This is a genomic window from Falsiroseomonas oleicola, from assembly GCF_019029495.1.
GTDB classification, from domain to species: Bacteria; Pseudomonadota; Alphaproteobacteria; order Acetobacterales; family Acetobacteraceae; genus Falsiroseomonas; species Falsiroseomonas oleicola.
The window spans coordinates 86,647-110,684 of record NZ_JAERQM010000009.1; the positions used below are offsets into that span (position 1 = coordinate 86,647).

A 24,038-nucleotide genomic window follows, 5' to 3' on the forward strand; every position below is an offset into this window, starting at 1 on the left:
AAGAATGGATGGCATGAGCAACCAGGGCCTGGGCGAACAGTTCGGCATCGGCCAGCCGGTGCGGCGGAAGGAGGATGTCCGCCTGCTGACCGGCCGCGGCACCTATACCGACGACGTCAACCTGCCCGGCCAGGCGCATCTCGCCATCCTGCGCTCCCCGCACGCCCATGCCCGCATCCTGTCCCTCGACACCACGGCGGCCCAGGCCGCGCCCGGCGTGCTGCTGGTGCTGACCGGCCATGATGCGGCGGCGGACGGCATCGGCCTGTTCCCGGTGATGGTGGATGTGCCGGCGCTGGCTGGCACGGAGCCCCTCTACGCCCCCCCGCGCGCCATTCTGCAGACGGAGGCGGTGCGCTTCGTCGGTGATCCCGTCGTCGCCATCGTCGCCGAGACCCGCCTGCAGGCGATGGATGCGCTGGAGCTGGTCGAGATCGACTATGAGATGCTGCCCTCCGTCACCGATACGGCCCGGGCGCTGGACGCTGATGCGCCGGTGATCTGGCCGGATCACGGCAGCAACCTCTGCGTCACCTGGTCCAACGGCCGCGCTGCCGAAACGGATGCCGCCTTCGCCAAGGCGGCCAAGATCGCCAAGGTCGAGCTGGTGCAGAACCGCCTGGTCGGCAACCCCATGGAACCCCGCGTCGCCGTCGGCGCCTTCAACACGGAGCGCGACCGCTACGAGCTGCACAGCCCCAGCCAGGGCGTGATGAAGGTGCGGGAATCCCTCGCCAAATTCATCTTCAAGATCCCGATGGAGAAGCTGCGCGTCGTCTCGCTGGATGTCGGCGGCGGCTTCGGCCTGCGCGGCAAGAATTTTCCGGAATCCGCCATGGTGCTCTGGGCGGCGAAGAAGCTGGGCCGCCCGGTGAAGTGGCGCGCGGACCGCACCGAAACCTTCCTGTCGGACCCGCATGGCCGTGACCATGTGACCAAGGCGGAGATGGCCTTCGACGCGCATGGCAAGGCGCTCGGCATGCGCACGGACACCGTCGCGGCCATGGGCGCCTATCTGTTCGACATGGGGCCGCGCATTCCGACCGTCGCCGGCGCGCGCATTGCCGGCACGGTCTATGACCTCCAGGCGGTGAACCTGAACGTCCGCTGCGTCTTCACCAACACCCATTCGACGGATGCCTATCGCGGCGCCGGCCGGCCGGAAATCGCCTATACCGTCGAACGCCTGCTGGATGTCGGCGCCGGGCTTTTCGGCATCGGCAAGGACGAAATCCGCCGCCGGAACTACATCCGCCAGGACCAGATGCCCTACACCAACTGCGTGGGCAACGACCTGGACAGCGGCGATTTCGCCGGCACCCAGCAGATGGCGCTCGACCTCGCCGATTGGGACGGCTTCGAAGTCCGCCGCGCCGCATCCGAGGCGCGTGGCAAGAAGCGCGGCCGCGGCATCGGCTATTTCATCGAGGCCTCCGGCGGCCAGCCGCAGGAATGGGCGCGGCTGCATATGACGCCGGAAGGCAAGGCGCGGCTGCATGTCGGCACCTTCAGCCACGGCCAGGGGCATGAGACGGCCTTCGCCCAGATCGTCCATGCCCGCCTCGGCATTCCCTTCGAGGATGTCGAGCTGGTGCAGGGCGACACCGACACGGTGGAGCAGGGTTTTGGCACCGGCGGTTCGCGTTCCTCCCAGATGGGTGGCGTCGCGACGTCGCGCGCCTCGGAAGCCGTGCTGGCCAAGGCGAAGCGCATCGCGGCGCATCTGCTGGAAGTGGGCAGTGCGGATATCGAGTTGCAGGGCAACCGCTTCGTCGTCGCCGGCACCGACCTGTCGGTCACCTGGACCCAGGTGGCCGCCGCCGCCGCCGATCCGGCGAAGCTGCCGGAGGGCGAGGCGCCGGGGCTGGATGAGCAGGTGCTCTACAAGCGCAGCACCGAATGCAATTTCCCCAACGGCTGCCATGTGGCGGAAGTGGAGATCGACACGGAAACCGGCGTGCTGACCGTGGACCGCTACGCGGCGGTGGACGATGTGGGCAATGTCATCAATCCGATGCTGGTGCATGGCCAGTCGCATGGCGGCATCGCCCAGGGCCTCGGTCAGGCGGTGCTGGAACACGCCGTCTATGACAGCGAGTCCGGCCAGTTCCTGACCGCGACCTTCCAGGATTATGCGATGCCGCGGGCAGGGGACCTGCCGGACCTCGCCATCGGCTTCAACATCGTGCCGACGCCGATCAACGAGCTGGGCGTGAAGGGCGCCGGGGAGGGTGGTGCCTGCGGCGCGCCGCCGGCCATCGTCTCGGCCGCCTGCGACGCGCTGGGGCTGGACCATATCGACATGCCGCTGACGCCCGAACGGGTCTGGCGCGCGTTGGGTCGCTGAGGGCCTTTCTCAGTCGGCAAAGGACAGGCGCAGCTCCGCGCCACCCGGGATCGCCCGCTGGTCCACCCGCTCCGCCTGCCGGGTGGCCAGCCACAGGGCAAAAGCCTCCTGCGCCGCGGCCGGGCCGTCCAGGTCGCCGATATCCGGCCGCGCCGCGGGCTTTGGCAGTGGCTCCCCGGGCCAGGTTGCGGTCAGCAGCACATGGTCCGTGGCGTAGTGGGCCTGCACGGTGATGGTGGCGACGCCGCGCTCCACCAGCAGCTCCGCCAGTTCCAGCAGGGCGTGGCCGACCTGCGTCATGGTCTGCCGCTGCGCGCCCCAGGCGCCGCCCAGCGCCTCGATCCGGTCGAGCAGCCCCTGGGTCATGCCGGGACCCGGCGTGATGGTGAAGCTGGCGCGCTGCACCACCAGGGGCGCGGTCAGCAGGTTCAGCAGGATCGCCGCCAGCGCCCCGGCAGTGACGGGCGATCGCAGCAGCGGCGGCAGCACCTGTTCGAAGATCGGCACATGCAGCAGCGTGCCAAGGCCGATGGCGATGCCGAGCCCCACGGTGAAGGTGCGCCGCGCATCCAGCATGCGGGCCGCCATCAACTGGCAGCCGCTGGCGATCATGAAACAGCACACATACAGCAGCATCGCCGCCGCCACCGGTTCCGGCACCAGCAGCAGCAGCGCCAGCAGCTTCGGGCAGCAGGCCAGCGCCAGCAGCGCGAGCGCGGCGCAGATCGTCACGCGCCGCGCCAGCACCCGCGTGGCGATGGTCAGACCGACGCAGGCCGAGGATGTGCCAGTGGGCGCCGCGCCCATCAGCCCGGACAGCACCACGCCGAAGCTGCTGGCCATCAGCCCGCGCCGGATCGGCGGCGCATCCGGCCGCAGCCAGCCGCCATCCGCGGCGCGCTGGATCGCCACCAGATCACCGGTGGAGGATGCCAGCGCCGCCAGCATGGCGACCAGGAAGGGCGGCAGCATGGCCAGGTCCAGCCCGCCCGGTGCCGGCGGCATGGGGCGCGGCAGCGCCAGCCAGGGCGCCTGTGCCAGCAGGCTGGCATCGCCGAGCCCCGCATCCAGCACCTGCGCCGCCAGGATGCCCAGCGCCGCGCCGATCATCACCGCATAGCGACCGAGGGCGCCGCCCTTCAGCACCACGGCCATCATCACCGCCAGCGTGCCGAAGGCGATGATGGGGTACAGGATGGGCGCATCCGGCGCCGTTGTGGAAGCGAAGGCGCGGGGCAGCAGGCTGACGCCGATCAGGCAGACCACCACGCCGGCGACCTCCGTCGGCACCACCTTCTGCATCCGGCGCAGCGTGGCCGTCAGCACCATGCCGAGCAGTCCGGCGACCACCGCCGCGGCGCTGACGGTCGCCAGATCGGCCCCCGGCGCCGCCGCCAGATAGACCGCGACGAAGATCGGCGCCGGGATGGAGGCGACGGGATAGCCGGAGCCGAGCGGCCCGCGCGGCAGCGTCTGGATCAGGCCGGAAATGCCGAGCGCCGCCACCGACAGCGCCAGGAAGTTCAGCAGGTCGAGCTCCAGCAGCCCGAACTGCGCGCCGACCAGCCCCGGCAGGATCAGGTAGATCGACTGGATCGCGACCTGCTGCGCCGCCAGCGCCAGCGTCTGGCCCGCGCCGGGCCTTCCGTCCAGCTCGTGTTCAAGTTGCGGTGGCCGGGTTGTCGGGCGGTCCTGGCGAGGGGCGAGGAGCCGGTGGAGCAGGCGCCCTGGCAGGCTTGGCTCAAGGCGAATGCGGCGCATTCCTTCCAGCAATGGCCAAGGCGACCCGTCGAATCGCGGGCAGGATGAACCGCGCATGGCGCGATGTAACGACGCAGGTTACTGAAGAGGCCTGAATATGTTATCATCAATGCTAACACGGGTCGGGGCTGGCGCAACGACCTGTTCGCGGCACGACATCTTGGCGCGGCTCAGATTCTGGCAGTTTAGGACCCGCTCCGCGGCCCTCATTCTGTCAGAAGCAGCGCCTGCCGACGCACCAACCACACCGCGCGTTCGAACTGCGCCGTGGCGGCGAACAGCGCGGCGCGCGCGGCAGGCGACCATTCCGCTTCGTCCCGAACCAGGCGGCGGCGCAGGCCGTCCATCATGGCGCCCCGGTCGTCGGCCATCCGGCGCAGCAGCACCGCATCCTCCGCGTCGCCGTCCCCGGCCAGCTCCGCCAATTGCCCGAGCAGCAGGTGCAGCGCCTCCGCCATGCGCTGTGCAATCTCCCGCAGCGCGGGCCCGCCGCTTGCGGCGGTGGCGGTGAATTCGCCCAGCGTCTCGCGCAGCGCGGCCAGGCCGGCATTGGCCGCCTCCAGTGTCACCGCGCGGCCCAGCACCTGCCGGTCGCCAGCACGGGCGATCGCCTCCGCCAGGAACATCGCGATGGCGTGCTCCAGGGCCGCGCCGGCCGCCAGGTTCCGGGCGGCCTCGCCGGCCGGGCGCTCCGGCTCCGCCCGCAGCGGGTCGATCAGGCCCTGCAGGCGCCGCGCCAGCCGAAGCTGTTCCCGTGCCGCGAGGTCGAGCGCGGTCGGCGGATGGTCCAGGGCGCGGTCATAGAGGTAGCGCGGACGGGCGGCCTGCTCTTCCGGGCTGTCCGGGCAGAGCCGGGCCAGCAGCGCCAGGGTCCGCCCCGGCGCTGCGAGGCCGATCAGCGCGGAGGCCAGTTGCAGCAGCAGGAACAGCACGCCGATGCGGCTGGACGCCTCCGGCACCGCCACGGCCAGCCCGGCCAGCAGCAAGGGCCAGCCGCTGAGATGTTCGAACAGCAGCAGGGCCAGGAACAGCAGCGCGCCGGCGGCCTTCAGCAGGGACTGGAACATCGCCAGCCGCCGCGCCGCGCCGCGCAGCCCGGCCGCCAGCAGCAGCACCGCCCCGCCCGAACCCAGCGAGGCCCCACAGACCGCCAGCGCCGCCTGTTCGAAGCCGATCACCCCGGCTGCGTGCAGCGTCATCGCCAGGATGCTGACGGTGGAGGAGGACTGCGCCAGCAGGGTGACCGCCGCGCCGGCCAGGAAGGGCAAGGCGAGGCCGGCGACACCGCCGAAGGCGGTCAGGTCCCGCAGCTCCCGCAGCGTTGCCGCACCCTCCTTCACCAGGTCGAGGCCGAGGAACATCAGCGCCAGGCCGAACAGCGCGCCGAGCACCGGCCTCAGCCGGCCATCGCGGTCGAGGTTCAGCGCGCCCATCAGCCCGACCAGCCCGATCACCCAGAGCACCGCGAGGTGGATATCGACGGTCGCCAGCAGCACCAGCCCGGCCGTGCCGGGATTGGCGAAGGCAGCCAGCGGCAGGGACTGGCGCAGCGACAGCACGCCCGACTGCACCAGGGCTGTCAGGATGAAGGTCACCGCATTGCTGCTCTGGGTCAGGCCGCCGAGCACCAGCCCGGTGGCGGCGCTGGCGAGCGGGCCGCGCGTGGCCTGCGCGGCCACCGCCCGCATGCGCCGCCCGGCCAGGGATTGCAGATGCGTCCCCAGCCCCTTGATGCCCACCAGGAACAGCCCGATGCCGCCCAGCAGCGCGCCGAGCAGTTCCATCACCAGATCAGAAATCGCGTCATGAAATCGTCATAAATAACGGAAAATCCTACAGATATTGGAGAATGCCCCAGGCGCACGGCCTGGTCCATGCCCCCCCGGCCCGCGCCACCCCGCGTCTGGCGATTTCTTGTTGAAGATTCAAACGCTTCTGGCCGGCGGCCCGGATCGGCCCGTTCCGCCGCGCCGGAAACTGCGCTAGCGTCGCGGAAACGGCCGAGAGAGAGCACGGACGTGCCGCCAGCACTTGCCTTGACCATCCCCCCCGAGACCGATGCGGTATCCCGCCTGCTCGACGCGCTGGAAGGCTTTGCCGAGGCGGCGGAGCTCTCGCCCAAGGCCGCGCATCGCCTCTCGGTGGTGGTGGAGGAACTGGCCGCCAATGTTGTGATGCACGGCAGCACCGGTCCCGGCGCCGCCACCTTCGTCGCCGTGACGGTCAGTCAGGAGGGCGACGACCTGGTCGCCACCATCGAGGATGACGGCCGCGCCTTCGACCCCCTGGCCCATGCCACGCCGGATACGGAGGCGGAGCTGGAGGATCGCGACATCGGCGGCCTCGGCGTGCATTTCGTCCAGAAGATGACCCGCGACCTGCGCTACAGCCGGGAGGATGGCCGCAACCGGCTGGTCGCCGTGCTGGACGCGGCCGGCTGAGCGGCAGGCCCGCCATGCCGCAGACGGCCCTGGCCGCCCCCGCGCTGGGCGCGGTGCAGCAGGGCCTTGCCGCCCTGGCCGGCTTCGCGGAATCCGATGTGCTGCGCAACCGGCTGCTGCGCGCCGCCCCGCTGCTGCCGCGCCTGCCGCTGGACCGCGCCAGCATCGACCATCCGGACTGGGCGGCATTGCTGGATGCGGTGACGGTGCAGGAGACGCGGATGTTCCGCGCCGCGGCGCAGATCGCGACCTTCCGGGAACTTGTCCTGCCAACCCTCCTGCCAACCCTGGGCGATGGCCCGCTCTCGCTGGTCTCGGCCGGCTGCGCGACGGGGGAGGAGGCCTGGACGCTGGCCATCCTGGCCGCCGGCGCCGGGCGGGACTGGCAGGTGGAGGGCCTCGACCTGTGTCGCCCGGCGCTGGAGGCGGCGGTGGCCGCGCGCTACCACCTCGGCCCGCCCGATGCCTTGCGGGAGGTGCCGGAGGCCGATCGCGCCTGGCTCGATATCGCCGATGGCTGGTTCGAACCGGTGGCGGCGCTGCGGCCCCGGGTGCATTTCCGCCGCGCCAATCTGCTCGCCCCCGACCTGCCTGCGGCGGCGGCCGATGCGATCCTGTGCCGCAACGTGCTGATCTACATGACGGAGGAAGGCCGCGTCGCGGTGCTGCGCCAACTGGTCGCGGCGCTGCGGCCGGGCGGGGCGCTGCTGCTCGGCCCGACCGACCGGCCGCCACCCGGCCTTGGCCTCGCCCCCTGGCATCGCGACATCATCGGCATCTGGCGGCGGGTGGATGCGGATGGCTGAGGCGCTGCGGGCCGGTGGCCAGATCTTCGCCCTGCCGCCCGGCGCCCTGGAGGTGCCGGCGGGCCTGCTGCGCCCGGCGCCCCTGGCCAGTTCGGGGCTGTTGGGCCTTGCCGCCATCGCCGGCCAGGTGCTGCCGGTGCTGGAAGCCGCGCCGGGGCTCGGCGGTGGCCCGGCCTGGGTGCTGCTGGACCGGCCCGGCGGCCGGGTGGTGGTGGCCGGGGAGGCGATCTGCGGCCTGCCGGAGGGAGGCGCGCCGCCGCTGCTGCCGCCCCGCCCCACGGCCCGCCGCGCGCCGGCACCGCTGCCGGCCGGCCCAGGTGGCTGGTCCGTGCCGATGCGCGGTGGGGCGCAGCGGCAGGTGGCGCTGGCCGCCGAATTCGGCGCCTTGCGGATGGTGCTGCCCTTCGCGGCGCTGGAACGCGTGGTGCCGATGACCGAGCTGCGCCCGGCGCCCGCCGCGGGCCCCGCCGCGCTCGGCTATACGGTGGCGGCCGGGGCGCCGGCTTTGGTGCTCGATCCGGCCTGGCTGATGCAGGCCGAGGCTCCGGCCATCCCACCGACCCTGCTGCTGCTGTTCCGCCATGGCGGTCGCCGCCTCGGCCTGCCCTGCGGCCGGGTCGGTCCGGCCCGGGCCGGGGAGGCGACGCTGGTCCAGCGCCTCGATGCGGTGGCGGAGGCGCTGGTCGCCGCACCCCTGGCCGAGGCCGCCCTGCCGCCGCCGCCGGAGCCCAGCCGCGCCCTGCTGCTCTGCGCCGCCGGTGGCCAGGCCTTCGCTTTGCCGGTGGAGGAGGTGCTGGCGGTGATCCCGCCCATGGCCCTGACCCAGGCGCCGCACAGCCTGGGCGACCGCGCCTTGCCCGGCTTTCGCGGCATCGCGGCGCATCGGGGCGATGTGCTGCCGGTGCTGGATGCGGGGGAACGCCTCGGGGCGCGGTTCGTGCTGGACTCGCCATTGGCGGAGGCGCCGATGCTGCGGCTGCCCGGCGTCACGCCCGTGGCGCTGGCCGTCAGCCAGGTCACCGGGCTGCGCCGCATCCCGGAACGGCTGATCTCGGCCGTGGCCGGGGAGGGGATGGTCTCCGCCGTGGTGGCGCTGGGCGATGCGCCGCTGCCGGTCTGCCGCGCAGCCGTGTTGGGGGCATGGCGGTGAAGCAGATGGGCAGACGCCGGTGATCCGCGTTCTCGTCGTGGACGACAGCGGCTTCATGCGCATGGCGCTGCGCCGGATCATCGAGGCGGAGGGCGATCTGCGCGTGGTCGGCGAGGCCGCGGATGGCGAGGCCGCGATCGAACAGGCCGCCAAGCTGCGCCCCGATGTCATCGCCATGGATGTGGAGATGCCGAAGCTGGACGGGCTGGAGGCGACGCGGCGGATCATGGCGCTGCCCGATCCGCCGGCCGTGCTGATGGTAAGCCACCATACGCGGGACGGCTCGGCCACGGCGCTCTCGGCGCTGGATCGCGGGGCGGTGGACTACCTCTGCAAGGATGGCGACCTGGGCGGGGTCGATCTGTCCATGCTCGACCGCGAATTGCGCGGCCGGCTGCGGCACTGGGCGGGGCAGCGGGCCAAGGTGCGGCCGGCGGCGCGGGGCGCGGCCCCGGTGCGGGTGGTGAAGGCGGCGGGGGGTTGCGACGTGGTGGTGCTCGGCGCCTCCACCGGCGGGCCGGATGCGCTGGCCGCCTTCCTCGCCGCCGCCGGGCGTCTTGCCGTGCCCTGCGTGGTGGCGCAGCACATGCCGGCCGATCTGGCGCCGGACCTGGCCAAGCATCTGGCGCGGCTGTCCGGCGTGCCGGTGGGGGTCGGCAAGACGGGGCAGAAGCTGATGTCGGGGGAGGTCACCGTCATCCCCGGCGGCACCGATGGGCATCTGGCGCGCGGGGCGGGCACGGAGCTGATCTTGCGGCTCGCGGTGGGGGCCGCGGCGGTGCATCCTTCGGTCGACCTGCTGTTCCAGTCGGCGGCGCTGGTGGCGCGGCGCGCCCTGGGCGTGGTGCTGACCGGGATGGGGCGGGACGGGCTGCTGGGGGCGCGGACGATGCAGGACAGGGGAATGCCGGTGCTGGCCCAGACGGTGGCGAGTTGCGTCGTCGGCGGCATGCCCGGCGCGGTGATCGAGGCCGGCCTCGCCATCGAGACCGCCGACCCCGCCGGCCTCGGCCGCCGCGTGGCGTCGCTGGTGCGGGAGGTGGTGGCGTGAGCCCGTCCGATGGGCGCAGCGCCGCAGGGCGCGAAGCCCTGAATCGGCCGGCAGGCAATGGCACCCTGGACCGGGATCTGCTGGACGCCTTCGTGCCGGAATTCGAGGCGGAGGCGGTGCGCCTCGCCATGGTGCGGGATGCCGCCGCCGCCGGCCGCGCGCTGGACCAGCTTCGCGCCATGGCCGCCGCCCTCGGCGCGCCGTCGCTGGCGGCACTGGTCGACCGTACGACCCTGGCGCTGGACCCGCTGGACTGGCCCGCCCTGCATGCGGGGGCGGAGGCCCTGGCGGCCCAGGCCCGCGCCGTCGGCCAGGCGGGGCGCGACGTGCCATTGGCGGAGGCCGCGCCCGTGCCCGTCGCCGAACCCGCCGCCGAACCTGCCGCCGCCTTCCTGGACCGGGAGATGCTGGAGGCGCTGGCCCCGGAATTCGCCGCCGGCTGCGCCCGGCTGGCCGTCGCCGGGGATGCGGCGGAGGCCGGGCGCGCGCTGGACGGGCTTCGCGCCATGGCGGGCGCGGTCGGGCTGGGCTCGCTGCTGGCGCTGCTGGACCGCGCCGCGGGGCTGCTGGAGCCCTTCGATGCCAAGGGCCTCGCCGCGCTGGCGGATTCGCTGGCGGCGCAGGCCGCGCGCATCGTCGCCGCCGGGGCCGATCTCGACCTGCCGGAGGAGGAGGCGACGACCGCGGCGCTGGACCCCGAACTGCTGGCCGCCTTCGCGCCGGAATTCGCCGCCGCCTGCACCCGCCTCGCTTCAGCCACCGACCCCGCCGCCGCCGCCCGCGCGGCGGAGGCGCTGCGCGGCATGGCGGGGGCGCTGGGTCTCGATTCGCTGCGCGTGATGCTGGAAGGCATGCCGGCCGAGCCCTTTGACGCCGCTGCCCTGCCGCCCCTGGCCGCCGCTTTGGCGCGGCAGGCGGAGGCCATCGCCGCCGCCGGCCATGATCTGCCGACCGAGGCGGCGCCCCCGACCGCGCCGCGCCGTCGTGTTCTGGTGGTGGATGACAGCGCCATGATGCGCCGGCTGGTGCGGGAGACGCTGGCGCTGGATCCGGATTTCGAGGTGGTGGGGGAGGCCGCGGACGGCATCCAGGCGCTGCTCGCCCTGCAGCGCCTGACGCCCGACCTGACCATGCTGGATATCGAGATGCCGGAGCTGGACGGCCTCGGCGTGCTGCGGCGCTGGGCGCTGGAAGGCGGCGGCGCCATCGTCATCGTCTCCTCCGCCGCGCGGCCGGGCAGCGCCACGGCGGTGGAGGCGCGGCGGCTCGGTGTTTCGGGCATCGTGGGGAAGCCTTCCGGCGCGCTCAGCCCCGATCTGCGGGAACGCCAGGGGGTGGAGCTGCTGCGCACCGCGCGGCGGGCTGCCGGCCTGCCGGTGGAGGCGCCGAGGTGATCGAACCCGCGGGGACCCGCAATGATTGAAGACGAGGCGCTCTGGCAGGAGTTCGCGGGTGAATCCGACGATCACCTGGACGCCATCGACCGCATCCTCTCGGCCGGGGAATCCGACCGTTCGGCGGTGGACCGGCTGTTCCGCGCCTTCCACTCGCTGAAGGGCATGTCGGATGCGCTGGGCGCGCCCGGCATGAAGAATGTGGCGCATCGCTGCGAGGACCTGCTGGGTCTGGCCCGCAACGGCAGGCTGGCCGTCACCGGCGCCGTGGCCGATGGGCTGCTGGCCGCGGTCGATACCCTGCGCCGTCAACGCGCGACGGTGCTCGGCCAGCACCGCGACGTGCCGGCGCCGGCGGACCTTCTGGCGCGTCTTTCGGCCCTGGCGGATGCGGGGCCGGCGCCAGCGCCGAGGATGGAAGCCGCGGCGCCGCCGCCCCATCTGGGCGCGGGCGAGGCCCTGCGTGGCGCGCTCGCCTCCCGCTTCCAGAATGCCGCGCCGCTGCTGGCCGGGCTGGTGGGCGAGCGGCGGGCGGAGGCGCTGCGGGAGGCCGCGGAACTGTCGGAAGCCGCGCGGCTGCTCGGCCTTGCCCGCCTGGCCGGGGCGCTGGACCGTCTGGCGGCCCAGGCTGGCACGGCCGCGGCGCTGCCGGCCCTGGGCGGGCTGCGGCGCGGGTTGCTGCTGTTGCAGGAGGTGGCCGGGGAGGAAGCCGGCGCCCTCGCGCTGACCGGGCCGGCCGGGGGCGAATCGGTGGCGCTCGGGCCGCGCCTCGCGGCGCTGGCCCTCCAGTTGGAAGCGGCGCTGGCCGGGGGCGATGCGACCGCCGCCATGGCCACGGCGGAGGAGGCGGCGGAGGTGGCCTGCGCCTTCGGGCTCGATGGGCTGGAACATCTGCTGCTGGCGCTCGGCGACCTGGCCGACCGCGCCGCCGATCCAGATGCGGCGGCCCTGCTTGCGGCGCAGGGGCCAGCCCTGGTTGAGCGGCTGCGCCATGCCGCAGAGGGCGGCCTGGCGGGGCTGCGGGCGGTGGCGGAGGCGCTGCCGGGTGGCGAGGCGATGGATGCGCGGATTCCCGCCGCCTTCGTCACCCTGCTCGGCGCTGAGGGCCGCAGGCGGGTGATCGCGGCGGTGGAGGGCGGGCGGTTGCTGGTGCGGCTGCGGCTCGCGATCGGCCTGCCGGCGGAGCTAGAGGCCGCCATCACCACGGCCCTGGCGGCGGAGGCGGAGGTGCTGACCAGCCGCACCGTGCTGGACGGGCAGCCGCCGCATCTCGACATGCTGCTGGCCGGCCCGGCGGAGTTCGAGGCGCTGTCGCGCATCGTCACCGCCGCCGACCCGGCCCGCCGTGCCGTGCTCGACCTGGCCCCGGCCGAGACCGGCCCGGCGCCGGAGGCCGCGCCGCTGCGCAGCGCCCCGGTCACCATGCGGGTGCGGCAGGAGACGATCGACCAGATCATCGCGCTGGAGACGGAGGTGCGCGCCGCCGCCCTGGCGCTGGCGGAGACGCTGGACGATGGCGGGGCGAGCGAAGCGCTGGCCGCCCTCGGCGCGCTGGAACGCCGGCTGTCGGGGGGCGCGGCGCGGGAGCTGGGCGTGGCGCTCGGCCGGCTGCGGCAGATGCATGAGACGCTGGAGCGCGCCGAGACACGGCTGGCCGTCGGCATGCGGCGGCTGGACGATTCGGTGATGGAGTTGCGCGTGGTGCCGGTCGGCACCCTCTTCGGCCGCCTGCCGCGCGTGGTGCGCGCCGTCGCCCAGGCCTCGGGGCGGGAGGTGGAACTGGTGATGGAGGGGGAGGACGTGACCATCGACCGCTCCCTCGTCGAGCTTCTCGCCGACCCGCTGCTGCACCTGACGCGCAATGCCGTGGACCATGGCATCGAGCCGCCGGAGGCGCGGGAGGCCGCGGGCAAGCCGCGCCGGGGCATCCTGCGCGTCTCCGCCGCCCGCCGCACCGGCCAGGTCCGGGTGCGCGTCTCCGAGGACGGGCGGGGAATCGATCGCGCCCGCGTGCTGTCCCGTGCCGTCGCGCGCGGCCTGGTCAGCGCCGAACAGGCGGCGGCGATGGGGGAGGAGGAGGTCTTCGCCCTGCTGTTCCGCCCCGGCTTTTCCACGGCCGAGACGGTGACCGAGACCTCCGGCCGCGGGGTTGGGCTGGATGTGGTGCAGGACGCCATCCGCCGCGCCGGCGGCACGGTGGAGGTCGCCAGCGTCGCCGGCCAGGGCACCAGCTTCACCCTGCGCCTGCCGCTGACCGCCGCGGTGCAGACAGTGCTGCTGGTGGAGGCTGCAGGCCACCTCTATGCGTTGCCGGCGGCGCGGGTGGAGGCGGTGCTGGAGGCCGGTGCCTCCGCCGGCTGCGAGGTGCTGGAACTGGCGGCGCTGGTGGGCGACGGGCGCGGCAGGGCTTCCACGCATCTCAAGGGCGGCGCCATCGTGATCGTGAAGTCGGGCGGCCGCAGCTTCGGCCTGGCGGTGGACCGGGTGCAGCGCCGCACCGACCTGCTGCTGCGCCCGCTGCATCCAGCGCTGGCGGCGCTGCCGGGCATCGGCGGCGTGGGCGTGCTGGGCCATGGCGAACCGGTGGTTGTGTTGGAACCGGACGGGTTCGCCCCCGAAGTGGCGATTGGCTGAACGAAACAGCCCCGGCCTGCCGCTGGACGGCCGGGCGCGGCACCGCTAGAGCCCGCGCGACAGGCCGCGTTTGGGCGATTCGCCACGCGGTTTGAGACAGGCCGAATCGTCTTTTGGGGAAGGACTGCCCGTGATTGCCCGACGCCACGCGCTTGGTGCCGGCGGCCTCGCGCTGCTGCTGGCCGCTTGCCAGAATGTTGTTCCGTCCCGTGTGCTGCCCGAGGACGGCACCATCGACCTGCTGACCCTGCTGCGCGGCAAGCCGGAGCATCGCCGCTTCGCCGCCGCCTTGCAGGTCTCGGGCGCGGTGCCGCGGCTTGGGTTGCGCAGTGGGGCGGTGACGCTGTTCGCTCCGGTGAATGAAGGTTTCGATGGCCTGCCCGCCCCCGTGCTGGCCCTGCTGGACAACCCGCCGGTGAACCCCACGGAGGCGCAGCGCGCCCTGGTGCAGCCCATCGTCTTCGCCAATGCGGCCTTTGGGCTGCTGCGCTTCGAGGATATCGCGGCGCGGCGCAACACGGTGGTGACCTGGGACCGCGCGCGGCTTCAGGTGCAGCCGAGCGGCGGCCGCACCGCCAGCCTGACGCGGGAAGGTGTGACCCCCGTGGCCGGCCGGGCGCCCACCGCCATCACCCGTGGCGACGTGCTGGCGGCCGATGGCGTGTTCCATGTGACCAACGCGCCGGTCCTGCCGGGCTGAAGCACCCGCAGGCGATTAGACAAAGGCGCATACGCGCCCTTGTCTAATCGCCGAAGCGCAGCGCCAGGGCGGTGATGTCGTCGGCCTGCGGCGCGCCATCGGCGAAGGCGGTCACGGCGCGCAGCACGGTATCGACCACCTGGCGCGGATCGGTGCCGGCCTCGGCCAGGGCCGCCTCCAGCCGTTCGCGCCCGAAGAAGCCGCCCTTGTCGTCCTCCGCCTCCGAGACACCGTCGGAATAGCAGAACAGCGTCTCCCCCGGTGCCAAGGTGAAGGGGTCGGAGGCATAGAGAATGCCCTCCATCACGCCCAGCGCGGTCTGGCGGCGCAGTTTTTGCAGCAGCCGGGGCGGCGCCGCGCCGCCCAGCAGCAGGGGGATGTCATGCCCCGCCACGGCGATCCGGCCGGCCCCCGTGGTGCCGTCGATCACCCCGACCACCACGGTGACGAAGGTCTGGCTCTCATTGTCGGCCGAGAGGTCGTCATTGGTCATGGCCAGGATATCGCCCGGATCCGGCGCGCCATCCGTGGGCGCCAGCCGCTTCGCCGCCGCGCGCATCAGCCCGAGCGTGCGCGCCATGGTCAGCCCGGCCGGGGCGCCCTTGCCGGAGACATCGGCCACGGCGAACAGCATGTGCTTCGCATCCAGCCGCAGGCAGTCATAAAGGTCGCCACCCACCTGCCGCGCCGGCACCATCGCCGCATGGACCGAAAGCTGGCCGGTCGCCGCCGCCACGAAATCGCGCGGCACCAGGGAAAGCTGCGCGGCGCGGGCCGATTCCAGCTCCGCCTCCAGCGCCGCCAGCCGGGCATCGGCGAGGTCGCGCAGCCGCTTCTTCTCCAGCACCGCGCCGAGGCGGGCCTTCAGCAGCGGCGGGTCGAAGGATTTCGGCAGGTAGTCCTCGGCGCCCAGCTCGATGCAGCGGACGATCTTCTCCATCTCCGTCAGCGCGGAGATGACGATGACCGGCGGCGCGGCGCCGCGCGCGGCCCGCAACTGCTCCAGCACCCCGATGCCGTCCAGGTTCGGCATCTCCAGGTCCAGCAGCATGATGTCGAAGCGCGCCTTTTCGAGCGCCGCCAGCCCCTGGATGCCGTCCTCGGCCATGGTGACATTCGGATAGCCCAGCTCCGCCAGCCGGCGCTTCAGCACCAGCCGGTTGAAGCTGCTGTCGTCGACGACGAGGATGGCGACATCCTCGCTGGGCGTCATGCTCTCGCTCATGCCCGGCCCCGGTCGGCAGCCATCGCCTCGACCACGCTGCGGGTTTCGGCCGCGAGTTTGGACAGGTCGATCATGGTCACGGTGATCTCCTCGGCGGCCGTCGCATTGGACTGGCCGATGCGGGACAGGGTGCTGACGCGCTCGGTGATGGAGGTGACGGTGGCCTGCTGTTCCTCCATCGCCACGGCGATGGCGCCGGCAAGCCGCGCGCTTTCGGTCACCAGGGTTTCCAGCTCGTCCATCGCCTCGCCCACCGCGGCGGCGGTGCCGCTGCCTTCGCGGGTGCGGCGGCCGGCGACGAGGACGACATCGGCGATTTCCTGCGCCAGGCCCTCGCTGCTGGCGGCCAGCGCCCGGACTTCCTCCGCCACCACGGCGAGGCCCCGGCCGTGTTCGCCGGCGCGGGCGGCCTCGATGGCGGCGTTGATCGCCAGGATATTGGTCTGCGTCGCGATCTTGGCGATGGTGCCGGCGATGCGGGTGACACGCTCGGTATCCTCGGCCACCGCATCCACCAGCTCGATGAGGCTGCGCAGCTTCACCAGGTTCTCGGCCAGCAGGGTCTTCGATTCATCGGCGCGGTCGCTGCTGTCCTGCGTCGTCCGATTGACCTCCCGCACCGCATCCTGGGTATGGCCGAGCGCTTCCTCCACCTGCCGCAGCTCCGCGAGCTGGGTCATGGCGCCGTCGGAGACCTGGCCGATGGCGTCGGAGGCCTGGGTGGTGGCGATGGCGGTGCGGCGGGCGTTTTCCAGCGCCGTCTCGGTCAGGTTGCGGGCGGCGATCAGGTTGTCGCGGAACACCAGCAGGGCGCGGGCCATGTCGCCCACCTGGTCGGTGCGGTCGGCACCCGGGACGGTGGTCTCCACCGCGCCGCGCGACAGGCTGACCATGGCCGAGGCGAGGCGGGACAGCGGCCGCGCCAGCAGCCGCACCAGCACAACCCAGACCAGGGCGCAGCCCACCAGCCCGGCGGCGGCGGCGGCCAGCACGATGGTGCGCGCCTGCTGCTCCAACTGGCGTGCCGCGGCCAGGCTGACATCGGAGCTTTGCTTCACCTCCGTCCGCGCGGCGGTGGCGACACGGTTGAAGGCGGAGGCGAAGTCCAGCCATTCCTCATGCAGCGGGCCGAACTGGTCGCGCTGCCGGGCGGCGAAGGCGGCGCGGACCTGCTCGGTGAATTCCGGCAGCCGGCGGGCCATGTCGACGCCGCCGCCGAGCACGATCGGATCGAGCTGCGGGCCGAGCACATCGACCATCCGCTGGAAGGCCTCGCCGATCAACTGCCCGTTGCGGATCATCCGCTGGGCGCTGGGGCCGGGTTGCAGCACGCCGGCGATGACGCTGGCGAAGGCGGAGGAGAAATCCGCCACATGCAGGGCGAGGTCGTCCACCGCCGTATCGGCTTCGCGGTCGCGCAGGCCGAGCTGCTCGATGATGACCACCTGCCGCCCGACGACGACCAGCGCGGCGCCGGAGAGCAGCCCCACCACCATCACCATCAGCAGCGTGATGAGCCCGGCGCGCACGCCGATACGCCCGAACCAGGCGCCGAAGCGCGAGGCCTTGGGGCGCGGATGCGCGCGGGCAGGGGCTCCGCCTGTCGGGGCGGTCGCGGGGGGCGGTGCAGCCATTCGGGGTCCGGGTGGCCTTCTGGAACTGGCGGCAGGCTACAGGCCGGGCGGGGCGGCAACAAGCGCGGGCGGGCCGGGCATGATTGGGGGGGCATGGTTTGACGACCGGGGCGGGGCGCCTGATGCTTCCCCCACGCATCGTGCGGAAGGGGAGAAAATGACCATGGCCGAGCATCCGTTCACGCTGGAAGACCTTGAGACGCTGCGGCAATGGGACACGCCGACCATCTGCAATGCGCTGGAATATGTGCTGCCCGCGCGCCGCGGCCATGGCTTCACCGTGCGGCCGCTGGTCGCCGCGGACCGCAAGCTGCCGCCGATCTGCGGCCTGGCCCGCACCGGCACCATCCGCGCCGCCGCGCCTTCGGGCCGGCCGAAGGAGGTGGACCGGAAGATCCGCCTCGGCTGGTACGATTATGTGGAACGCGCCTCCCTGCCCACCATCGTGGTGCTGCAGGACCTGGACGACACCCCCGGCGTAGGCGCCTTCTGGGGCGAGGTGCATTCGGCCGTGCACAAGGCGCTGGGCGCGCAGGGCGGCGTGACCAATGGCTCGATCCGCGACCTCGACATGCTCGCGCCGGGCTTTCAGCTTCTGGCCGGCGTGGTGAATCCGAGCCATGCCTATGTGCACATGGTGGCCTATGGGCAGGAGGTCTCGATCCACGGCATGCATGTGCAGCATGAGGATGTGGTCCATGCCGATCATCATGGCGCCGTGGTGATCCCGCATGATGCGGTGCGCAAGATCCCGGCCGCGATCGAGCTGGGCGCGCGGCGGGAGAAGGTGATCCTCGACCTGTGCAAGGACCCGGAATTCAGCGCCGCCAAGCTGGCCGCGGCCATCGCCCAGGCGGACGAGATCCACTGAACCGATGAGGCTCCGCTGGCTTCTGCCGCTGCTGCCGGGCCTGGCCCTGGCGCAGGGGCCGGGCTGGGACTCGCGGGCCGCCGAATGGGCGCCCGCGCTGCGCGCCTGCCTGGAAGGGCGCGCGGGCGCCATAGTGGTGGAGGCCTGGGAGGCAACGGGCGGCCTCACCGCCCGGCTGCTGCTGCCCGGCGGCGCCCGGGAAGATTGCCAAGGCGGGGCGCGGCGCCCGGCGGGGCCGCCACGCCCGGGCGAGGGGCTGCGCGCCTTCATGCTGGAACGCCGCTGCGTCGATGCCTGGCGGGTGGTGGATGATGCGGGACGTGAACTGGGCTGGCTGGCCTATCCGGAGTGTCGATGAAGGACGTGTTGTGCCGGGTGCGCCCGGAATGGGTCGACCATTACGGCCATATGAACCTGGCCTATTACCTGGTGGCCTTCGACCTCGCGACGGATGAGGTCTGGCCGCATTGGGGCCTCGGCCCGGCCTTGCGGGCGCGGGGGCTGGGCACCTTCGCGGTGGAGTCCTGGCAGGCCTATCGGCGCGAGGTGGTGCTGGACGCGCCGCTGGCGGCCGAAAGCGCGCTGCTGGCCTTCGACGCCAAGCGGTTGTTGCTGCGGCACCGGCTGTACCATGCCGCGGAAGGCTGGCTGTCGGCGGAGAATGAGGTGCTGTTCCTCTGCGTCGATCTCGCGACCCGCAAGGTCGGCGCCTGGCCGGAGGATGTGCTGGCGCGATTCGCAGAAATGCGGGTGGAGGAGGCGCCGCGGCGGCTGGCCCTGAAGCGGGGCTGATCCGAAATGGCGTGAAACGGTGGAGGGATGTTCAACCGCGGCGTCCGAAGCTAGGGAGGCCGCAGAGGAGACACCCCGATGCCCAGCGACCAGTTCACCGAGACCACCCGTCAATCCTGGTTCAGCCGCCTCGGCGGGGCGCTGAAGGGGATCCTGGTCGGCCTGATCCTGGTGCTGGTCGCCATGGTGCTGATCTTCTGGAATGAGGGAAGGGCGGTGCAGACCGCGCGCTCCCTGGCGGAGGGCGCCGGTCAGGTGCGGAGCGTCGATGCGGCGCGGCCCGATCCGGCGCTGGAAGGCCGGCTGGTGCATGTCGCCGCCCCGGTTCGCGCCGGTCCGCCGCCTGCCGATGCCGAGCTTGGCGTCACCGCCCCGGGCGGCACGCTGCGCCTGATCCGCCGCGTCGAGATGTTCCAGTGGCGGGAGGAGCAGCAGAGCGAAACGCGCACCGCGCTGGGCGGCGGCACGGAAACCGTCACCACCTATCGCTACAGCCGGGCCTGGGCCGAGGGGCGGATCGATTCGTCGCGCTTCCGCCAGCCGGACAATCACCAGAATCCGGAACCGCGCCATGCCGGCGCGAGTTGGACGGCGGCCGAGGCCCGTCTCGGGGGCTTCCGCCTCGCGCCGGCACAGTTGGAGGGGCTGGCGGCGGAGGAGGCGCTGGCGCCCCCGGCCGCCTATAATACCCAGGGCAATGTGCTGTTCCTCGGCGCCAATCCGCAGGCGCCCCGCATCGGCGACCTGCGCATCACCTGGCGCATCGCGCAGCCGGAGGCGCTCTCCGTGGTCGCGGCGCAGCGTGGTGAGGGTTTCGCGCCCTTCGCCACCCGCGCCGGCGATGCGCTGTTCATGCTGGTGCCGGGCCAGGTGCCGGCGGCGGAGATCTTCGCCCAGGCGGAGGCCGCCAATGTGATGCTGACCTGGCTGCTGCGGCTGGCCGGCTTCGTGCTGATGCTGGCGGGCTGGGGGATGGTGTTGCGGCCGCTGAAGGTGCTGGCCGATGTGCTGCCGCCGGTCGGCGCCGTGGTCGGCTTCGGCACCGGGCTGGTGGCCCTGGTGCTGACCCTGGTGCTGGCGCCGACGCTGATCGCCATCGCCTGGCTGTTCTACCGCCCCATCGTGGCGCTGGCGGTGCTGGCGGTCGGGCTTGGCGCTGCCTTCGCCGTGACAAGGCTGTGGCGGCGGGCGATGCCGGCCTGATCCGGCGGCGGGCGCCGGGCAATTCGGCAGGGGTTGCCGATTTGCCACGGTCGCCGGCGAGGTCGCGGGGAGGGTCTGGGTCGCATTGTTTATGCGAATGACTCGCATTATCAGGGAAGCGGACTCAGGAGCCTCCCCGTATGACAATCTTCGCGCGCCACAGCCGCCTGTGCCGTTCCACGGCCCTTGCTGGCGTCCTGGCCGGCCTCGCCACCTTTCCCGCCCTGGCGCAGGGCGAACAGCCGGCGGAGGGCGGCGCCCTGCTGCTGGGCGATGTCACCGTCACCGCCAGCCGTGCGCCGCGGCCGGTGGAACAGATTCCGCAATCGGTGCAGGTGATCGACCGGGCGGAGATCGAGCGGCAGTTGCTGCTGGGCAACAATGCGGCCACCGCGATCTCCCGCCTGGTGCCTGGCTTCTCGATGACCTCCGAGACCATCTCCGGCGCCTCCGAGACCTTCCGCGGCCGCGATGTGCTGGTGCTGCTGGATGGCGTGCCTCTGAACACGCCGCTGCGCGACGTCTCCCGCATCCTGGCCTTGATCGACCTGAACGCGGTGGAACGGATTGAGACGGTGGCCGGTGGTTCCTCCCTGTTCGGCTCCGGCGCCACCGGCGGCACCATCAATCTCATCACCCGGCGCGGCACGGAACCGGGCGTGCGCTTCAGCATCGACACCTCCGTGCGCGCCTTCACCGCCAATCCCGGCCGTTCGATCCAGCCGCAGCTCTCGCTCGGCGCCAGCGGGCGGACCGATGGCGGCTTCGACTTCGCGCTGACCGCGACGGGGCGGCAGACCAATGTCACCTATGACGGTGCCGGGCGGGAAATGCCTTCCGATGCCCTGCTTGGCCAGGGCGGCGGCGACCGCACCCGCTTCGGCAACCTGACCGGCCGCTTCGGCTACGACATCGACAGCGCACGGCGCCTGGAATTCAGCGGCATCTTCATCGATGTCGAACAGGATCCGAGCTACCTGACCAGCTACACCACGCCGCGCGCCCGGCCGGATTTCGCCAATGCCTATACGGGCGAGCCGATCTATGAGCGCAGCGCCTCCGTCGCGGCGCGCTACACCGACCAGGATTTCGCGCTCGGCCGGCTGGCGGTGCAACTGTTCCACAACGACATCAACAAGCGCTTCAGCTATTCGCGCTACGCCTATCCGGCCAACAGCGTGGTCTATTATTCCGGCAACCCGGCCTCGCCCACCGATGCCAGCAACCAGACCACGCTGAACTCCGTCCGCACCGGCCTCAACATCACCGTGGACACGCCGCTGAGCGGGGTGATGGACGGGCTGCTGTTCACCTGGGGCGGCGATGTGGGGCGGGAGCGCACGACGCAGGAACTGCTCGACGGCCGCCAGGTCTTCTCGCCGCTGGAACAGACCAACTACGCCGCCTTCGGCCAGTTGCAGCTTCCGCTGGGCGAGCGCCTGACCGTGCGCGGCGGGTTGCGCTATGAGCGTTTCGACCTGGAGGCGGAGGACTTCACCCGCCCCACCGCCTTCTATGGCGTCAGCGCCGCCGGCGGCTACGTGCTGCCGGCGCTGAGCGTGACCGGCGGCAGCTATGGCTATGATGCGCTCACCGCCAATCTCGGCGCCACCTTCCGCCTGACCCCGACGGCGGAGATCTATGGCGGCTTCAGCCAGGGCTTCGCGCTGCCCGATGTCGGGTCCTTCACCCGCCGCGCCGGCCTGTCCCTGGCCTATGCCTGCACCGTCGCGCGGCCGAACTGCCTGCCGGCCGGCACCAGCGTCTCCTACGCCTCCATCGCGCCGGATGCGCAGTTGGTGAACAGCTACGAGCTGGGCATCCGCCACCGCTCGGCAGAGTTCAATGCCGGCCTGGTCGGCTTTGCCAGCACCTCGGATGACGGCGTCACCTTCGACCCCGGCACCAACCGCATCTCCCAGCAGAAGGAGCTGATCTATGGCGTGGAGGCGCATGCCGACTACGCGCTGACCGCCCATTTCCGCATCGGCGGCAACCTTACCTGGCGCGAGGGCCGCTATGATTCCAACCAGGACGGCAAGCTGGATTCGGCGCTGCCGAACAACCGCATCCCGAGCCCGATCCGCGGCGCGCTCAGCGGCACCTACAGCTTCGACCACGGCACCGTCCTGCGCGTCGAGGGCGTGGCCTTCAGCGGCCGCAACGAGACCATCGACACCCGCGGCACCCGCTACAAGCTGGCCCAGGGCGCGACGATGAACCTCAGCGCCGCGACGCCGATCGGGGGTGGGCAGGGCTATATGGCCGTGGAGAACCTGTTCGACGCCGCCTATCAGAACCCCACCGCCACCTCGGTCCGCAACCTGCCGGTGGAGGCGCTGGGCCGGGTCGTCACCCTCGGCTACCGGATCACCTTCTGACCATGGTCCGGCTCGACCTCGAAGACCGCGGCCTGCTGCGGCTGGTGCTGGACGTGCCGACGGCGCCGACGGACGAGGCCGACTACCTCGCCGCGCTGCACCGCATCAGCGAGCAGCCCGGACCCTTCGTGCTGCTGGCCAGCTTCGCCGGCCAGGCGATGCTGTCCCAGGCCGGGGAGAAGGCCCAGGCGCTGTGGTTCAAGGCCACGCGCGCGCGGATGAACGAGACCTGCCGGGCGCTGGCCATGGTGCGCCCGGGCAAGCCCGGCAGCCGCTCCGCCGAGGTTTTCGGGAAGCTCTGGAGCTTTCCCGTCGCCGTCTTCGAGGCAGAAGACCAGGCGCGGGATTTCCTCCAGCCCTTCATGGACCCGCCGGCATGAGCGCGACGACCCTGGACCCCGCCGGGCAGATCGGCCGCATGCGGCTGTTCGTGGTGCTGGCGGCGCTGTATCTGGCACAGGCCATCCCCAGCTACCTGCTGGTCGCGGCACTGCCGCCGATCATGCGGGAAGCCGGCGTCAGTCGCACCGACCTCAGCAATCTCAGCCTGCTGTTCCTGCCGCTGGTGCTGAAGTTCCTCTGGGCGCCGCTGGTCGACCGGCTGCGCCCCTTCGCGCGGGCGCAGCGGGCCGGCTGGGTGGTGCTGACCCAGGCCGGCGTCATCCTGTGCATCCTGTCGCTGATGCTGGTGGCGCCCACCGATGTGTGGAGCATCATCGCCATCGGCTTCATGACATCGCTGCTGGTTTCGACGCAGGACATCGCGACCGATGGCTATGCGGCGAAGTATCTGCCGGTGGCCGATCGGGGCATCGGCAATGCCATCCAGGGCGGGTCCATCGCCATCGGCGTTGTGGTCGGCGGCACGATGGGGCTGGTGCTGCACCATCATTTCGGCTGGCAGGTGATGATCCTGGCCATCGCCGCCATCTCCCTTCTGCCGCTGGTCGCCGCCTTCGCCATGCGCGAGCCGCCGCCGGGACCGCTGGAGGCGCATGCGCTGCCCTCCCTCCGCGCCTTCCTGCGGCGGCGGGAGGCCCGGGCAATCCTGTGGATCGCCTTGCTGTATCGCGCCAGCGAGGGGTTGGTGAAGGCGCTGGAGGGGCCGTATCTGGTCGATGCCGGCGTGCCGCTGGACTGGATCGGCTATATCTCCGGACTGTCGGCGGTGACCGCGGGGCTCGCCGGCACCGCCATCGCCGCGGTGATGGTGCGGAAGAAGGGCCTGTCCTTCACCCTGTCGCTGCTCGGCAATGCACGGACCCTGTGCTTCCTGCTCTTCGCGCTGCATGCGGCGGGCTGGGTGAGCGGCTTCGTGCCGCTGTTCGGCGCCGCGGGCTTCCAGACGCTGATCCGCTACATGGAGATCGTGGCGCTCTACAGCCTGTTCATGGCGGTGTCCTCGCCGGAGCAGCCGGGCACGGATTTCACCGTGCTCGCCTGCGCCCAGCTCATCGTCTACATGGCCGGGTCCTTCATCGCCGGACGCCTGGCGGATGCGATGGGCTATACGGCGGTGTTCGGCCTGGCGACGGCGCTGTCCTTCATCGCCGTGATGGGCACGCTGGGCCTGCTGCGGCGGGCCAAGACCATGGCGGCGATTCCGCAATAGGGATCGTCCGGCGGGGGACGAACAATCCCCCGCGCG

Annotated in this window: 19 protein-coding genes; 15 read left to right on the plus strand and 4 right to left on the minus strand. The window is 72.2% G+C overall.

The features are described 5' to 3' along the window. Window positions 1-13 precede the first annotated feature (13 nt). Window positions 14-2,347, plus strand: a complete 2,334-nt coding sequence (locus JJQ90_RS23745) for a xanthine dehydrogenase family protein molybdopterin-binding subunit (protein ID WP_216878765.1) — start codon at window positions 14-16, stop codon at window positions 2,345-2,347. A 9-nt stretch (window positions 2,348-2,356) separates the two neighbouring features. Here the strand turns inward: JJQ90_RS23745 and JJQ90_RS23750 are convergent, their stop codons facing one another. Then, window positions 2,357-4,108 carry a solute carrier family 23 protein gene (locus tag JJQ90_RS23750; protein WP_216878766.1) on the minus strand — a complete coding sequence of 584 codons (1,752 nt, stop codon included), beginning with the start codon at window positions 4,106-4,108 and terminating at the stop codon, window positions 2,357-2,359. 206 nt (window positions 4,109-4,314) lie between these two features. After that, a complete protein-coding gene (locus JJQ90_RS23755) occupies window positions 4,315-5,892 on the minus strand; it encodes a Na/Pi symporter (RefSeq protein WP_216878767.1) in 1,578 nt (525 codons plus the stop codon). Window positions 5,893-6,144: 252 nt separating this feature from the next. On the opposite strand from JJQ90_RS23755, the gene JJQ90_RS23760 reads away from it, so the two are divergent. The 7 genes from JJQ90_RS23760 to JJQ90_RS27370 all read left to right on the plus strand — a co-directional run bounded on the left by JJQ90_RS23760 (window position 6,145) and on the right by JJQ90_RS27370 (window position 14,284). Further along, window positions 6,145-6,549 carry an ATP-binding protein gene (locus tag JJQ90_RS23760; RefSeq protein ID WP_216878768.1) on the plus strand — a complete coding sequence of 135 codons (405 nt, stop codon included), beginning with the start codon at window positions 6,145-6,147 and terminating at the stop codon, window positions 6,547-6,549. Window positions 6,550-6,563: 14 nt separating this feature from the next. Further along, a complete protein-coding gene (locus JJQ90_RS23765) occupies window positions 6,564-7,355 on the plus strand; it encodes a CheR family methyltransferase (RefSeq protein ID WP_216878769.1) in 792 nt (263 codons plus the stop codon). Further along, complete coding sequence (locus tag JJQ90_RS23770; protein ID WP_216878770.1) at window positions 7,348-8,505, plus strand: chemotaxis protein CheW; 1,158 nt, start codon at window positions 7,348-7,350, stop codon at window positions 8,503-8,505. Before JJQ90_RS23765 ends, JJQ90_RS23770 begins: the two co-directional genes overlap by 8 nt. A 19-nt stretch (window positions 8,506-8,524) precedes the next feature. Beyond that, entirely contained in the window at window positions 8,525-9,556 is a 1,032-nt protein-coding gene (locus tag JJQ90_RS23775) for a chemotaxis protein CheB (RefSeq protein WP_216878771.1), read from the plus strand. After that, a complete protein-coding gene (locus JJQ90_RS27550) occupies window positions 9,553-10,950 on the plus strand; it encodes a response regulator (RefSeq protein ID WP_216878772.1) in 1,398 nt (465 codons plus the stop codon). Before JJQ90_RS23775 ends, JJQ90_RS27550 begins: the two co-directional genes overlap by 4 nt. Before the next feature lie 21 nt (window positions 10,951-10,971). Next, window positions 10,972-13,584, plus strand: a complete 2,613-nt coding sequence (locus JJQ90_RS23785; protein WP_216878773.1) for an ATP-binding protein — start codon at window positions 10,972-10,974, stop codon at window positions 13,582-13,584. A 130-nt stretch (window positions 13,585-13,714) separates the two neighbouring features. Further along, window positions 13,715-14,284 carry a fasciclin domain-containing protein gene (locus tag JJQ90_RS27370; RefSeq protein WP_216878774.1) on the plus strand — a complete coding sequence of 190 codons (570 nt, stop codon included), beginning with the start codon at window positions 13,715-13,717 and terminating at the stop codon, window positions 14,282-14,284. Window positions 14,285-14,327: 43 nt separating this feature from the next. Here the strand turns inward: JJQ90_RS27370 and JJQ90_RS23795 are convergent, their stop codons facing one another. Then, window positions 14,328-15,509: a PP2C family protein-serine/threonine phosphatase gene (locus JJQ90_RS23795; RefSeq protein WP_216878775.1), complete on the minus strand. Its 1,182-nt coding sequence runs from the start codon at window positions 15,507-15,509 to the stop codon at window positions 14,328-14,330. Next, window positions 15,506-17,143 (minus strand): methyl-accepting chemotaxis protein, encoded by a 1,638-nt coding sequence (locus tag JJQ90_RS23800; protein WP_216878776.1) that lies wholly within the window; start codon window positions 17,141-17,143, stop codon window positions 15,506-15,508. Before JJQ90_RS23800 ends, JJQ90_RS23795 begins: the two co-directional genes overlap by 4 nt. A gap of 163 nt (window positions 17,144-17,306) precedes the next feature. Here JJQ90_RS23800 and JJQ90_RS23805 point away from each other — a divergent pair, with 163 nt between their 5' ends. From JJQ90_RS23805 to JJQ90_RS23835, 7 genes are all read left to right on the plus strand, one after another. Further along, complete coding sequence (locus JJQ90_RS23805; RefSeq protein WP_230410938.1) at window positions 17,307-18,014, plus strand: RraA family protein; 708 nt, start codon at window positions 17,307-17,309, stop codon at window positions 18,012-18,014. A 4-nt stretch (window positions 18,015-18,018) separates the two neighbouring features. Further along, window positions 18,019-18,372 (plus strand): hypothetical protein, encoded by a 354-nt coding sequence (locus tag JJQ90_RS23810; protein ID WP_216878778.1) that lies wholly within the window; start codon window positions 18,019-18,021, stop codon window positions 18,370-18,372. Next, on the plus strand, window positions 18,369-18,806 hold the full coding sequence (locus tag JJQ90_RS23815; protein ID WP_216878779.1) for an acyl-CoA thioesterase: 438 nt from the start codon (window positions 18,369-18,371) through the stop codon (window positions 18,804-18,806). Before JJQ90_RS23810 ends, JJQ90_RS23815 begins: the two co-directional genes overlap by 4 nt. A gap of 78 nt (window positions 18,807-18,884) precedes the next feature. Then, the gene (locus JJQ90_RS23820; protein ID WP_216878780.1) at window positions 18,885-20,009 is read left to right on the plus strand and encodes a TMEM43 family protein; all 1,125 of its coding nucleotides are present in this window, start codon (window positions 18,885-18,887) and stop codon (window positions 20,007-20,009) included. Window positions 20,010-20,149: 140 nt separating this feature from the next. Further along, entirely contained in the window at window positions 20,150-22,390 is a 2,241-nt protein-coding gene (locus JJQ90_RS23825; protein ID WP_216878781.1) for a TonB-dependent receptor, read from the plus strand. A gap of 2 nt (window positions 22,391-22,392) precedes the next feature. Then, window positions 22,393-22,770, plus strand: a complete 378-nt coding sequence (locus tag JJQ90_RS23830; RefSeq protein WP_216878782.1) for a hypothetical protein — start codon at window positions 22,393-22,395, stop codon at window positions 22,768-22,770. Then, on the plus strand, window positions 22,767-24,002 hold the full coding sequence (locus JJQ90_RS23835) for a RhtX/FptX family siderophore transporter (protein WP_216878783.1): 1,236 nt from the start codon (window positions 22,767-22,769) through the stop codon (window positions 24,000-24,002). Before JJQ90_RS23830 ends, JJQ90_RS23835 begins: the two co-directional genes overlap by 4 nt. The last annotated feature ends 36 nt before the right edge of the window (window positions 24,003-24,038 follow it).

What these genes read in the sequence shown, in the direction of transcription:
- JJQ90_RS23745 (WP_216878765.1), top strand. Translation starts at nt 14, where the DNA reads ATGAGCAACCAGGGCCTGGGCGAACAGTTCGGCATCGGCCAGCCGGTG.
- JJQ90_RS23750 (WP_216878766.1), bottom strand. Translation starts at nt 4,108, where the DNA reads ATGCGCCGCATTCGCCTTGAGCCAAGCCTGCCAGGGCGCCTGCTCCAC.
- JJQ90_RS23755 (WP_216878767.1), bottom strand. Translation starts at nt 5,892, where the DNA reads ATGGAACTGCTCGGCGCGCTGCTGGGCGGCATCGGGCTGTTCCTGGTG.
- JJQ90_RS23765 (WP_216878769.1), top strand. Translation starts at nt 6,564, where the DNA reads ATGCCGCAGACGGCCCTGGCCGCCCCCGCGCTGGGCGCGGTGCAGCAG.
- JJQ90_RS23770 (WP_216878770.1), top strand. Translation starts at nt 7,348, where the DNA reads ATGGCTGAGGCGCTGCGGGCCGGTGGCCAGATCTTCGCCCTGCCGCCC.
- JJQ90_RS23785 (WP_216878773.1), top strand. Translation starts at nt 10,972, where the DNA reads ATGATTGAAGACGAGGCGCTCTGGCAGGAGTTCGCGGGTGAATCCGAC.
- JJQ90_RS23795 (WP_216878775.1), bottom strand. Translation starts at nt 15,509, where the DNA reads ATGAGCGAGAGCATGACGCCCAGCGAGGATGTCGCCATCCTCGTCGTC.
- JJQ90_RS23800 (WP_216878776.1), bottom strand. Translation starts at nt 17,143, where the DNA reads ATGGCTGCACCGCCCCCCGCGACCGCCCCGACAGGCGGAGCCCCTGCC.
- JJQ90_RS23805 (WP_230410938.1), top strand. Translation starts at nt 17,307, where the DNA reads ATGGCCGAGCATCCGTTCACGCTGGAAGACCTTGAGACGCTGCGGCAA.
- JJQ90_RS23810 (WP_216878778.1), top strand. Translation starts at nt 18,019, where the DNA reads ATGAGGCTCCGCTGGCTTCTGCCGCTGCTGCCGGGCCTGGCCCTGGCG.
- JJQ90_RS23815 (WP_216878779.1), top strand. Translation starts at nt 18,369, where the DNA reads ATGAAGGACGTGTTGTGCCGGGTGCGCCCGGAATGGGTCGACCATTAC.
- JJQ90_RS23820 (WP_216878780.1), top strand. Translation starts at nt 18,885, where the DNA reads ATGCCCAGCGACCAGTTCACCGAGACCACCCGTCAATCCTGGTTCAGC.
- JJQ90_RS23825 (WP_216878781.1), top strand. Translation starts at nt 20,150, where the DNA reads ATGACAATCTTCGCGCGCCACAGCCGCCTGTGCCGTTCCACGGCCCTT.
- JJQ90_RS23830 (WP_216878782.1), top strand. Translation starts at nt 22,393, where the DNA reads ATGGTCCGGCTCGACCTCGAAGACCGCGGCCTGCTGCGGCTGGTGCTG.
- JJQ90_RS23835 (WP_216878783.1), top strand. Translation starts at nt 22,767, where the DNA reads ATGAGCGCGACGACCCTGGACCCCGCCGGGCAGATCGGCCGCATGCGG.